Annotated in this window: 11 protein-coding genes and 1 pseudogene; 4 read left to right on the plus strand and 8 right to left on the minus strand. The window is 40.8% G+C overall.

Annotation, left to right across the window (positions count from 1 at the left end; genetic code table 11):
* Positions 1-113: 113 nt before the first annotated feature.
* From FTV09_RS11965 to FTV09_RS11995, 7 genes and pseudogenes are all read right to left on the minus strand, one after another.
* Positions 114-476 (minus strand): annotated as a pseudogene (locus FTV09_RS11965) (HdeD family acid-resistance protein); the annotation flags it as partial.
* A 126-nt stretch (positions 477-602) separates the two neighbouring features.
* Positions 603-1,361 carry a hypothetical protein gene (locus tag FTV09_RS11970; protein WP_067763796.1) on the minus strand — a complete coding sequence of 253 codons (759 nt, stop codon included), beginning with the start codon at positions 1,359-1,361 and terminating at the stop codon, positions 603-605.
* Positions 1,362-1,364: 3 nt separating this feature from the next.
* Positions 1,365-2,159, minus strand: a complete 795-nt coding sequence (locus tag FTV09_RS11975) for an NYN domain-containing protein (RefSeq protein WP_067763799.1) — start codon at positions 2,157-2,159, stop codon at positions 1,365-1,367.
* Between the two features lie 90 nt (positions 2,160-2,249).
* Positions 2,250-4,892 (minus strand): type I DNA topoisomerase, encoded by a 2,643-nt coding sequence (topA, locus tag FTV09_RS11980; protein ID WP_180058448.1) that lies wholly within the window; start codon positions 4,890-4,892, stop codon positions 2,250-2,252.
* Between the two features lie 38 nt (positions 4,893-4,930).
* Positions 4,931-5,380: a hypothetical protein gene (locus FTV09_RS11985; RefSeq protein ID WP_067763805.1), complete on the minus strand. Its 450-nt coding sequence runs from the start codon at positions 5,378-5,380 to the stop codon at positions 4,931-4,933.
* Between the two features lie 70 nt (positions 5,381-5,450).
* Positions 5,451-6,452 carry a hypothetical protein gene (locus FTV09_RS11990; protein ID WP_180058449.1) on the minus strand — a complete coding sequence of 334 codons (1,002 nt, stop codon included), beginning with the start codon at positions 6,450-6,452 and terminating at the stop codon, positions 5,451-5,453.
* Positions 6,453-6,592: 140 nt separating this feature from the next.
* Positions 6,593-6,838 carry a SlyX family protein gene (locus tag FTV09_RS11995; protein WP_067763811.1) on the minus strand — a complete coding sequence of 82 codons (246 nt, stop codon included), beginning with the start codon at positions 6,836-6,838 and terminating at the stop codon, positions 6,593-6,595.
* Between the two features lie 35 nt (positions 6,839-6,873).
* Here FTV09_RS11995 and FTV09_RS12000 point away from each other — a divergent pair, with 35 nt between their 5' ends.
* From FTV09_RS12000 to FTV09_RS12015, 4 genes are all read left to right on the plus strand, one after another.
* Positions 6,874-8,778: an ATP-binding cassette domain-containing protein gene (locus FTV09_RS12000; RefSeq protein WP_067763814.1), complete on the plus strand. Its 1,905-nt coding sequence runs from the start codon at positions 6,874-6,876 to the stop codon at positions 8,776-8,778.
* A gap of 191 nt (positions 8,779-8,969) precedes the next feature.
* Complete coding sequence (locus tag FTV09_RS12005) at positions 8,970-9,731, plus strand: 3-oxoacyl-ACP reductase (RefSeq protein ID WP_180058450.1); 762 nt, start codon at positions 8,970-8,972, stop codon at positions 9,729-9,731.
* Between the two features lie 89 nt (positions 9,732-9,820).
* The gene (gene lpxL, locus FTV09_RS12010; RefSeq protein ID WP_180058451.1) at positions 9,821-10,756 is read left to right on the plus strand and encodes an LpxL/LpxP family Kdo(2)-lipid IV(A) lauroyl/palmitoleoyl acyltransferase; all 936 of its coding nucleotides are present in this window, start codon (positions 9,821-9,823) and stop codon (positions 10,754-10,756) included.
* Positions 10,757-10,790: 34 nt separating this feature from the next.
* Positions 10,791-11,891 carry a glycosyltransferase family 4 protein gene (locus FTV09_RS12015; protein ID WP_180058452.1) on the plus strand — a complete coding sequence of 367 codons (1,101 nt, stop codon included), beginning with the start codon at positions 10,791-10,793 and terminating at the stop codon, positions 11,889-11,891.
* 88 nt (positions 11,892-11,979) lie between these two features.
* On the opposite strand, the gene FTV09_RS12020 is transcribed toward FTV09_RS12015, so the two are convergent.
* Complete coding sequence (locus FTV09_RS12020; RefSeq protein ID WP_180058453.1) at positions 11,980-12,285, minus strand: hypothetical protein; 306 nt, start codon at positions 12,283-12,285, stop codon at positions 11,980-11,982.
* Between the last annotated feature and the right edge of the window lie 214 nt (positions 12,286-12,499).

The raw sequence follows: 12,499 nt of genomic DNA on the forward strand, positions 1-12,499 counted from the left end.
TGCCATTTTTCTTTATACTGTCACTGAGGCAGGTTGGACATTTGATTTCTAGAGTTATTCGCATTTCTCTATTTTATCAAAATTCAACCTGCTTTGTTTCAGCATACTTTTTGAAACACCACCAAAATACGAATCACACCAGCGATGATTAATATAATGGCCAATATATTGGTGAGGACAATCGCTGTTTTAACCGGTGTACTAAAAGCATAATAGCCTGCAATGAGGTACAACACCCCAAACAAAGCCCAAAACCAACGATAACCACCTTCAAATATTTTAAATGCAGCTATGAAATGGATAATCCCACCAAGCATCATTAATGCACCGAAAATATAAATCACGGTGAGTGTCGCAAATGGCAAAGCTGCCAAAAGTACAATACCGAAAACCACCAACAAAGCTCCTAAACCGAGATACCACTTACGGTTTTCATGGAGCTGACTGCGAACTAAATCGTTGCCTACTGTTCTCATATTTATTCTCAAGTTGATTGTTATTCATTTGATTATGCAGACAAATGATGAAGAGAAATGTAAGAAAAGTGCAAATCTTATCCACATAAACACCCTCATCTGTGGATAAAATCGACGTTATCCACATTATTTTAGCCATCCCACCTCGAGCGCCGTTGCTTCATTAATAACGGTTTGCTTCAAAGAATCAGGCATCTTACTTTGTATTTTGGATGTCGGAATATGCCCTGCCATTAACTCTGCTTGTGCCTGAGGAAATAGGGGTTGTTGATTGGGTGCAGCATAACCAAGCGGAAAAATTGGTTGACCTGTCGCCAAATCATATTTATCCGTCGCACCGAAGGCATGCAGTAATTCATGCACCAATACAATTTTATTTTGCTCCGACTGCTTCGCTGAAGCAAACAAATTCACCGAGCCGATGCGACCATTTTCCAAAGCAGTTGAGTGCTTTAATTCTCTGGTTGATTTCGGATCGTAATAATTTAAAAACAATGTGACACTGGGTGCGCCATCGCCACTTTCATGCTGTTTCCACGCATAATAGCGAAACTTTAGACTCCATAAAATGACATCAAACATTCCAGCATGATCTGGAACTTTAGGCGCTAATGAGTAAATTTCACGGCCTAACTTGAAATAAAAATAGGTAGGTTTCCCACGGTATTGTTGTGCAGCTTGTTGCAAAAATTGTTGTGCTGAAAGTAGATCGCTTTCTTTTAAATTTCTAATATAGGTTTGGGTACTTTCCAATCCATCTGCATTGATCGGATGTAAAAGCACAAAGACTGGTTTGCTCCAATCTTGATTTTTATCACGATAGGCATTCACTGCTACAATCAATAAGATGATGAGTAAGCACAATACTCGAATTTTTTTCCACATAATTTAATTACTTTGTTTTTTGATTTTTCTTAAATACATTTGGCTAAATTCTATTTTTGTCTCAAATAAATTAAGCGTTTTGATTAAACCTGAAAGCTTAGCACGTCCATAGTTACGTGAATCAAAATCAGGTTTTACTGCACTAATATACTGCCCAACCATGCTCAAATTCGCCCAGCCATTTTCATCTGCATTATCTTTCACTGCTTTATAAATTAAATTTAAAGTCGCTCTATCAATAGTATCAGCAACTGTATTTTCTTTAGTTTGTGCAGATATTTTAGACTCAATATTGTTGACATCTTTCTTCATTGCAACAGATAGTAATTCATCCTCATCTATGCTTTTTACATCAATATCACTTGTTAAATTTTCGACATAGATAAATTTGTCACAGGCTTTTTTAAATGCTTCTGGTGTTGTCTTTTTCCCAAAACCATAAACACTCAAACCATTCTCACGAATTCGAGATGCCAAAGGCGTAAAATCACTATCACTGGATACAATACAGAAACCATCTAAAGCTCCTGCATATAACAAATCCATCGCATCAATAATCAAAATCATATCGGTTGCGTCTTTACCTTTGGTATAGGCAAATTGCTGTACGGGTGTGATCGCATGCGGAAGTAAAACATCACGCCAATTTTTTAGCGTTTCGCTGCTCCAATCCCCATAAACTCGTTTAACACTGGCAATTCCATATTTTGCAACCTCTTCTAATACGGAAGGAATAGCATTTATTGAAGAGTTATCCGCATCTATGAGTACAGCAAACTTTTTTGTTTGAATTTCCACTATTTCCCCAATCATTTTTATCATTTAAATTTTGATTAATTCTGACATAAAAAATGCCGACCGAAGTCAGCATTTTATTGATTTTAAAGCTTAAGCCTCAACCCACTTACCATTTTGGTACACCAAAGACCATTTGGTTTGTTTGCCTTCCGCATTTTCAGAACCAATATATTGCGCTTGATTCTTACGGCTAAACTTCACCAAGGTTGGGTTGCCTTCAGGGTCGACATCTGGCGCTTGTAAAATAAATTGATATTTCGGATCAAGCTGCTCAGCTACACTACGGAGTTCCGACACTTTCGGCGCACGTGTTTCACGTACTTTCGGGAACTTACTTGCCGCTAAGAATAAGCCTGCAGCACCATCACGAAGTACAAAGAAGTCATCATGTTTGGTTGAACGTAGATGTTCCATTTTGATTGGGTCGACACGTGGAGGCGCTGGTTGGCCACTTTTCAATACTTTACGCGTATTGTCACAGCTATTACATGCAAAGTAAGGACCGAAACGGCCTGTCTTCAATTGCATTTCGCCATCACATTTATCGCAAGGAATAGTTGGGCCATCATAACCTTTAATTTTGAACTCACCTTCTTCGAGTTCAAAACCAGCACAATCTGGGTTATTACCACAGACATGTAACTTACGACCACCATCAATCACATAGCTATCCATGGCTGTTTCACAGATTGGACAACGCTTTTTCGACATCAAGTCAGCCGTTTCCGCAGCATCATCATCAGACAGTGCTGCTAAAGATTCGACAGGTGTTAAGTTCAATGTGCCCTTACAACGCTCTTTAGGTGGTAAGTTATAACCCGAACAACCTAAGAATACGCCTGTTGTACCTGTACGAATCTGCATTGGACGGTCACATTCTTTACAGTGTACTGCATCTACTTCTACAGGCTGATTACGGCGCATGCCATTTTCACCTTGTGCTGTAGTCAAGCGTGTTTTGAAATCCCCATAGAAACTATTGAGCAGCTCTTTCCAATTACGATCACCATCCGCGACTTTATCCAACTGACCTTCTAAATCGGCGGTAAAGGCATAGTTCATCAAGTTATTGAAGTTTTCATCGAGACGGTCTGTCACGATTTCACCCATTTTCTCGGCAAACAAACGACGGTTATCAAGTTTTACATAACCACGGTCTTGAATGGTTGAGATAATCGCTGCATAGGTCGATGGACGACCGATGCCTTTTTTCTCAAGTTCTTTAACCAATGACGCTTCGGTAAAGCGTGCAGGTGGTTTTGTGAAATGTTGCGATGGATCTAATTTTTCAAGTTTCAGTACTTCACCCACTTTCACCGCAGGCAAGAGTACATCATCATCCGATTTATTTTGACCACGAACTTTGGTGAAACCATCGAATACCAAGGTACGACCTTTGGCTTTGAGTTCTACACCATTGGCATCTACTAAAATGGTCGATGATAAATATTCCGCTGGTGTCATCTGACATGCCACAAACTGACGCCAAATCAAGTCATACAAGCGCTGTGCATCACGTTCAGCACCTGCCAATTGGTCGCCTTTTAGCGCCACATTTGACGGACGAATCGCTTCATGGGCTTCTTGGGCACCCGCTTTGTTGCCATAACGGTTTGGCTTCGCCGGCAGATATTTTTGACCAAATTCAGACTCAATATGACCACGTACCATATTGACTGCATCATCACTCAAGAAAGTTGAGTCTGTACGCATATAGGTAATGAAACCCGCTTCATACAAGCGCTGTGCCAACATCATGGTTTTCTTCACAGAAAAACCAAGACGGGTACTTGCAGCCTGTTGTAAAGTCGACGTGATGTAAGGCGCACTCGGATTAACCTTAGTTGGCTTATCTTCACGAGTCGTTACCGTATAATCAGCATCTTTAATCAGATTTAGAAGCGCATCTGTTTCAGCTTTATTGTGTAATTTTAAAGTCTTGCCGTTTTGCTTCACCGCTTCAAGACGAATATCATCTTTCTTAGCTTTGGTATCTGCAAAAACTTGCCAAAATTCTTCAGGAATGAAAGCACGAATTTCACGTTCACGCTCAACTACCAGCTTCACCGCAACGGACTGTACACGACCAGCTGAAAGACCACGGGCAATTTTTTCCCACAACAATGGTGAGATCATAAAGCCCACAATACGGTCTAAGAAGCGACGTGCTTGCTGTGCATTGACTTTATCTGTATCGAGGCGAGAAGGATGTTTAAAGGCTTCTTGGATCGCATTTTTAGTGATTTCGTTGAACACCACACGTTGATAACGTGAGTCATCCCCGCCAATCACTTCTTTTAAATGCCATGCAATCGCTTCCCCTTCTCTATCCATATCCGTTGCGAGATAGACTTCATCGACTTGCGATGCCAATTTTTTCAGTTCTGCAACTACATGTTCTTTGCCTGGAAGCACTTCGTATTGAGCTTTCCAGTCGTTTTCAGGGTCGACGCCCATACGGTTGACCAAAGCTTTTTGTGCTTTTTTTGCTTTTTCAGCTTCAGTCAATTTGGTACGCGTCGCTGGTTTTTTCTCTGCTGTTTTTGCAGAGCCACCAGTTGGTAAATCACGGACATGACCCACCGAAGATTTTACGATGTAGTCAGAACCCAAATATTTATTGATTGTTTTCGCTTTAGCAGGCGATTCCACAATCACTAACGCACGCTTTTTCCCAGCATCGGAAGATTTTGCTGTGGTACTTTTAGATGTAGACCGAGGAGCGTTCGCCATAGTTAACCATCATTCCTGTTTAATAGGTATTTTAAAATTTAAAGTTCAGCCAATGAATGTAGAAATGCTTTCATATCATCAAGCTGGGTAGCTCTTAAGTCAGATTCTTCGTTCCAATAGAGTCCTACACAGTTTGCCTGCATATCAATAGCATAAATGCCCTTTAATGTAATGGGTAAGTCTTTAAACTTATCATCACCATAGACAAGTTCAAGTTTGTCATCCACCACCAAAGCTCGCATTAAAGGCAAGCGCGCATCTGGAATAAGCACACTATAATATGCCACCATACTGGCACGATTTTCCGATGCCTTTGGAATCTTGGTCCAATCAGGAGCAGCCACTAGACGCGGATGTAAACTCATTTTTCGAGCTTTTTCACGCATGATGCCTAAAGCTTTTTCTCTTGGATTTACTCGTAGCCCAAAAATTGACCCAAGTACAAAGACTACAATAAAAACGGTAACCCAGATTCCAGTATTTTCCATAGCACAACCTTTATATTCCTTTATTAGAGTTGCATAAGCACAATATAAAACGCAAGTTCACTCGATAAAATTAATTCAGGAACATCTCGTGGCTATAAAGCACTTCATGTCCATTCCAATAGATATATCCCTTTTCGATCAATTCTTTAAGCAATAATCGGACATCGGATTGTGGGAACATTTGCTCTAATAAATCACGTAATGCGTAGATATCTTTTGGTTTATCTGATTTTAATTCGTGCAATTTACGAATGACTTCCATCTGCACTGGATCGATTTTGTTAAAGTTTTTAAATAAGCCTTGCTGTGCTGCTTGAATAACTGATGCAGTATCTTCGTTATAAAGTTCGTGACTCTCTAACTGTGCAGAAAATTGTTCTAAATTAGCTACTGGAGCTGTTTGCTTCGGTTCAACCGACGCACTTAAATCCAGTTGTACCCATTGCTTCAGTACTTTTTTACGAATGGAGATTTGCTCATCAAAGCGTTTCACAATTTTTAAATTGATCAACATCCCCAATAGATGTTGGGCTTTTTCAGCTGAAATCTGCAAAATGTTGATTAATGAATTTTTTAATTTTTCCAAACTGTTGGGTTTGCCATTCAGTTTATCCAGGCCATCGCAGTACTGTTTAATCAGCAATAAATCTGGCTTGTTACGAATCGCTTCGATGTCTGGAATTTTATATTTAACTTTGCCGACATTTTCTACCGGTTGAATTTGAATGAGGCTTGCACTGAGATCAGAGCCATGTAGCAATTGCATTAATAAATCAATTTCTGGCATACCTGAAATCACTTCAATATGTGTTTCAGGCTCAATCAATGCCATCAATTGTCCCACAATCACCGCATATTCAAATTCTTTTTCTGGCGTTTCAGGGATATCAAGTATCACCACCTGACCACTTCCAATCCAGCCTGCAATTTCGGTTAAATCTTCAAGGGCATACTCAAATTTGCCACTACAACTAAATAGATAGAGCGTGCTGTAATGCTCAACAATATTGCGTAATAGGTTTGCCGTTGGTGGGCTATTTTCCAAATCCAGCAGGACAACTTTTTGAGTCATGAGAGTGAATTATCAGTTCTGATCAGCAGATGCGGTGCATTAGACCTGTCAGCGTGCAAAAGGTCAAATAATTTTACAGAACTTATGACAGAACAGACTGAATCTGCCGATAGAATGGAGTTGCACGTAGCGACCACATTTTAATAATGTGGCGGACGATTGGTCATTGGATCAAATGCAGCAATGCCTTCAGATAAATCGGCAGACTCTATACGTTGATAAATCAACTGCATTTGCGCCTTTAAATCTGTAATTTCAGCACTTTGACGAGCGACTTGGTCATTTAGTTGCTCAACTAAATCATCTAAAAATGCAATTCGGACTTGCAAATCTTCAATGGGTGCGGACAATGGCGCTTGATTATCAGTATTTTGTTGTTTAGACACTTCAAGTCCTCATTTGAGATTTTTCAGGAAATATTATGGCCTATATTACTTTAAGGGATGTCCAACTTGCGTTTGGTGGACCTGCCCTACTCGACGGCGCGAATTTTAGTTTAGAACGCGGCGAACGGGTGTGTTTAATTGGCCGTAATGGTGAGGGTAAGTCTACTTTACTTAAACTGATTGAGGGAAGTTTATTACCCGATGGTGGTGAAGTTTCTCTACAAAACGGCATTACCATTTCAATGTTGGCCCAAGATGTACCGATGGATTCGGGTAAGGTTGCTGATATTGTTGCCGATGGTGCTGGTGAAGCTGCAAGCGTGTTACGTGCGTATCATGAAGCAAGTGATGCATGCGTATTAGGCGACATGGAAGCATGCGAACGTATGGGTAACCTACAGCACAAGATGGATATGCTCGATGGTTGGGCACTTGAAACTAAAGTAAATTCAATTTTGAGCAAAATGGGCTTAGACCCAGAAGCAGATTTGGCAGATTTATCGGGTGGTCGTAAACGTCGTGTATTGCTTGCACGTGCACTACTGACTCAACCTGATGTGCTTTTACTCGACGAACCAACTAACCATTTGGATGTTGAAAGTATCGAATGGTTAGAAAAATTCTTGCTGGATCAAAACAATTTAACCTTATTGTTTATTTCGCATGACCGTTCATTTGTCGACAATATTGCAACTCGTATTGTGGAACTCGATCGTGGCGTATTGCGCAGTTATGAAGGCAACTATTCACGCTACCTAGAATTGAAAGCTCAGCAAATGGAAGCTGAAGAAAAGCAAAATGCTTTATTTGATAAAAAGTTAGCAGAAGAAGAAGTTTGGATTCGCCAAGGGATTAAAGCTCGCCGTACCCGTAATGAAGGCCGTGTCCGTGCATTAAAAGCCCTACGCGAAGAATCTCGTGCACGTCGCTCACAACAAGGTAAAGTGAGCATGTCAACGCAAGAAGCCAACCGTTCAGGCAAAGTGGTCTTCGAGATTGAAAATCTACGGGTGAAATTTGGCAACAATGATCCAATCATTAAAGATTTCTCTGCATTGGTACTTCGTGGTGACCGAATTGGTTTGGTCGGCGATAACGGTGTTGGTAAGACCACACTGATCAAAGCCATTTTAGGTGAACAAGAACATGACGGCTTGGTTAAAACAGGTACACAACTTGAAGTCGCTTACTTTGACCAATTACGTAATGCACTCGATTTAGAAAAATCAGTTAAGGATAACGTGTCTGAAGGTTCAGACCATGTCGATGTGAATGGTAGCCGTCGTCATATTTATAGCTACTTACAAGATTTCTTATTCTCTCCTGAACGTGCACGCACACCTGTAAAAGCATTATCGGGTGGTGAACGTAACCGTATTTTGCTGGCTAAATTATTGCTCAAACCATCGAACCTGATTGTGATGGACGAACCAACCAATGACTTGGATATGGTGACGTTGGAACTACTTGAGGAAATGTTAGGGGGTTATAAAGGCACATTATTATTGATCTCGCATGACCGTGCCTTTATGGACAACGTCGTGACTTCAACTTGGGTCTTCGATGGTAAAGGCAACATTGATGAATACATCGGTGGTTATCAAGACTATCTAGAACAACGTCCAGACCAAACTGCAGTCGATCAAAAAAGTGATGTGAAAAAAGCCTTAGCCAAAGCTGAAGCGGCAGCTGCTGCGGCTGTACCGAAAAAGGTCAAACTGAGCTATAAAGATCAACGTGCACTTGACCAATTACCAACCGAAATTGCGGCATTGGAAAAAGAGCAAGCAGAACTTACTGATAAGTTGGCAGATGGTTCATGGTTTGTGACCGATGCTGATGCTGCGACCAAAGCCTCACAACGTCTTGCGGCTATTGATGACGAAATGCTTGAAAAAATGGAACGCTTAGAAGAACTTGAAAATATGAGTAATGGTTAATTATTTAGTTACTGTCTTATTCTCTTAATGCATTTAAGAAGCTGTATTTCGATACGGCTTTTTTTAAATCTCAGACTTAAAAAACTGAAAACAAAAACGTTTGGAATATTCTTAACCCTACACCTTCAATTCGATTTGGGCTTTGAGTCAAAGCTTGCTATGGTTTGCTCATATCAAATAAGGACTTGTGTATGCAAATTTCAGAGCAGATTGTATTAGTGACCGGTGGCGCTCGTGGACTCGGCTTAGCCATTAGTCAGGCATTAATTGCCGAAGGCGCTCAAGTCGTAGTGAACTATTTTTCAAGTCAAACCGCAGCTCAGCAATTGGCTCTAGATTTTCCACAGCAAGTTTTTGCTTATCAAGCCGATGTCACTGATAAAGCACAAGTTGAGCAATTATTCACTGCTGCCAAAGCACATTTCGGTGCGTCAATAACGTCAGTCGTGAATAATGCGCTGATTGATTTTCAATTTAATGGCGATGCCCGTCCGAAAATTGCGGAATTAACAGCACAAACCTTACAACAACAATTCAATGGTGCTGTGGTTGCGGCACTTAATACGACTCAAGCAGCCTTAGAGGATATGCAAAATGCCCACTTTGGACGTATTGTGAATATTGGGACTAACCTCGTGCAAAATCCTGTCGTACCTTACCATGACTATACTGCGGCAAAGGCTGCTCTATTGGCTTTCACACGTACAGCAGCACATGAACTTGGTGAGTATGGCATTAATGTCAATATGTTGTCAGGCGGTCTGTTACAAAGTACGGATGCCAGTAAAGCTACGCCTGATGCTGTATTTGATTTGATTGCAGCTTCAACACCACTACGAACAGTCACGACACCAGACGAGTTTGCTGCAGCGATTATGATATTTTTATCACCTTATTCACGAGCAGTGACAGGACAAAACCTCATTGTCGATGGTGGTTTAGTTAAAGGTTAAAAATGTAAATGCCATGAAGCTGAACTTTCTCTTTCAATTCAGCTTCATGTTAAACTGATTCCTATTTTTTAGCATTTTCATTTTGCCCTATGAGTCAAAAGCCTGAATATCAACCTGGTCAGTTTCAATGGTCATTCTTACTCCCACAGTATTGGGGAATTTGGATTGGCATTGTCTTCCTGATGATTTTGGCAATACTCCCTTGGGCAATTCAACATCATCTTGGGCATTTTTTAGGTTCTGTTGCTTTTAACAATTTGAAATCACGCCGTAAAACCACCATCCGCAATTTGGAAGTCTGCTTTCCTGAATGGACGCCCGAACAACTCCAAACCAATGCTCGCCAAGTGTTCATTGACCAAATGATCGGAATCTTTGAAACCTTAAATGCATGGTATAGCCCACAGTGGTTTAAAGGCCGTGTCCAAATTGAAGGTCTAGAGCATCTCCAAAATGCGCAAGCTGAGGGCAAAGGTGTCTTGCTACTCGGTACGCATTCAACTTTGCTTGATGCAGGGGGGTATTTATGTGCGCAGTACTTCGACCCAGACGTGGTGTATCGCCCGCAGAATAATCCACTTTTGGATATGTTGATTGTACGCTGCCGAGCAACGATCTATGCCAACCAAATTGACCATGATGATATGCGTGGTCTAATTCGAAATCTTAAAAATGGACATGCCATTTGGTATAGTCCAGACCAAGATTTTGGTTTAAAACAAGGTGTTATGGCTCCTTTTTTTGGTACGCCTGCTGCTACAGTGACGGCACATCGCCGTCTCATGAAAATCTCGAAAGCCGCTGCAATTCCACTGTATTTTTACCGTGAAGGTGATATTTCAAATCCACGCTATCGTGTCCTGATCTCACCTGCTTTAGAGCATTTCCCAAGTGAAGATGAAGTTGCCGATGCGACTCGGGTCAATCAAATTATTGAAAGCCAACTCCGTATTGCTCCGACTCAATATATGTGGTTCCACCGCCGTTTTAAAACTCGCCCACAGGGCTTCGATAAAATTTACTGAGTTCAACTCACCAAATAATTAAAAGAGAAAGACTATGAAAGTGATGCAACTCTTACCTGAACTCAATAGCGGTGGTGTTGAACGTGGGACTCTAGAAATCGCTCGTGCCCTTGTAGCTGCAGGACATGAATCATTGGTCGTATCCAATGGTGGGCGTATGGTTTCGCAGCTTGAAGCAGAAGGTTCTACACACTTAACCTTAGCCGTGCATAAAAAAGCATTATCGAGTTTATGGCAAATTCACCCGCTACGAAAACTGATCTTGCAACATCAGCCAGATATTGTTCACGTACGGTCTCGTGTACCTGCATGGCTTACTCATTTTGCCCTAAAAGGAATTGCAAAAGATAAACGTCCACATCTTATTTCTACAGTACATGGTTTTTATTCGATTAATCGCTACAGCCAAATTATGACCCAAGCTGAAAAAGTCATCGCTGTATCGGATAGCGTGGTTCAATATATTACGGATCATTATAAAAACTGCCCGCCTGAAGATATTGTTCGAATTTATCGGGGAATTGACCCTGCTGCCTTTCCACATGGCTATCAACCGTCAGCACAATGGTTCAACCAAACGCTTAAAGACTTTCCGGAACTAGAAAATAAGCAACTGATTTGCTTGCCAGGCCGTATTACACGTTTAAAAGGTCATGAAACCTTAATTGATTTGATCGAAAAGTTACAAACACAATATCCAAACCTTCATGCCATTGTGGTCGGTGGTGCAGATCCTAAAAAAGAAGCTTATTTGAAAGAGATGCATTCAACCATCCAATCAAAAGGATTGAGTGAGCGCATTACGTTTGTGGGACATCGTTCGGATATCCGTGAATGGTTAGCTTTCAGTGATTTAGTATTGTCATTGTCTAGTCAAGCTGAAACTTTCGGTCGAACTGCGCTTGAAGCACTATCTGTGGGAACACCAGTCATTGGCTGGAACCGAGGTGGTGTCGCTGAAATATTATCGAATGTTTATCCGCAAGGTTTAGTGCCGGTTGATGATGAAACCGCTTTGCTCGAAGCTCTAAAGTTACATTTAGACCTACCTCAACAAGTGGAACCAATCACAATGTTTAGCTTAAAAGATATGTGTGATCAGACGCTGGCTTTATATGAGCAAGTGAATCAATAATCTTATAGCGTTCATCCTGAGCTTTAATTTGAAATAAGACATCTATTATTTTCTGATATTTAAGATGTCTTTTTTTTATCAAGCACTATCACCCCTTCCATACACGATATCGTGCCATGAACCACAGCGTCAGTGGCAACAACAGCACATTGATTATATGTTGCAGACTTTGCCCAATCCGCCAATAACCTTTATCTAAAATATCATACCGTGCATTGAATAGCTCAACACCAACAGCCAAAAGAATGACGGCCCAAATCGCATAATTCGACTTCAATTGTCGCTGATGACAAAATGCCACAACAAAGAAAATGATCAATCCAAAATAGATTGCTAAAGCATCGCTTGATAAATGTGTGATTCTCTGTAACTGCTGGTGCCATTCAGACAACATATATCCCCCTTGTTACATCATTTTTTTGAGTTTGATCTTGTTATTTATTGTGGTCACTGTATTCATAAATCGATCAAAAGAAAAGCAAAATCATGTATTTTAAATTAAGCAAACCCGAGTTCTGCATCCTGCAAAACTCGGGTCTATGAGGTTGTGCTTTCACAAGTATTTTTTGTTGTTTTTTCTTGGCTTTCCTTTCCTGCATCCTATCCGT

This window comes from Acinetobacter sp. YH12227, assembly GCF_013417785.1.
GTDB classification, from domain to species: domain Bacteria; phylum Pseudomonadota; class Gammaproteobacteria; order Pseudomonadales; family Moraxellaceae; genus Acinetobacter; species Acinetobacter gandensis.

Excerpts from the sequence above, each read along its gene's own strand:
- FTV09_RS11970 (WP_067763796.1), bottom strand. The coding sequence starts at position 1,361 with ATGTGGAAAAAAATTCGAGTATTGTGCTTACTCATCATCTTATTGATT.
- topA (WP_180058448.1), bottom strand. The coding sequence starts at position 4,892 with ATGGCGAACGCTCCTCGGTCTACATCTAAAAGTACCACAGCAAAATCT.
- FTV09_RS11985 (WP_067763805.1), bottom strand. The coding sequence starts at position 5,380 with ATGGAAAATACTGGAATCTGGGTTACCGTTTTTATTGTAGTCTTTGTA.
- FTV09_RS11990 (WP_180058449.1), bottom strand. The coding sequence starts at position 6,452 with ATGACTCAAAAAGTTGTCCTGCTGGATTTGGAAAATAGCCCACCAACG.
- FTV09_RS12000 (WP_067763814.1), top strand. The coding sequence starts at position 6,874 with ATGGCCTATATTACTTTAAGGGATGTCCAACTTGCGTTTGGTGGACCT.
- FTV09_RS12005 (WP_180058450.1), top strand. The coding sequence starts at position 8,970 with ATGCAAATTTCAGAGCAGATTGTATTAGTGACCGGTGGCGCTCGTGGA.
- lpxL (WP_180058451.1), top strand. The coding sequence starts at position 9,821 with ATGAGTCAAAAGCCTGAATATCAACCTGGTCAGTTTCAATGGTCATTC.
- FTV09_RS12015 (WP_180058452.1), top strand. The coding sequence starts at position 10,791 with ATGAAAGTGATGCAACTCTTACCTGAACTCAATAGCGGTGGTGTTGAA.
- FTV09_RS12020 (WP_180058453.1), bottom strand. The coding sequence starts at position 12,285 with ATGTTGTCTGAATGGCACCAGCAGTTACAGAGAATCACACATTTATCA.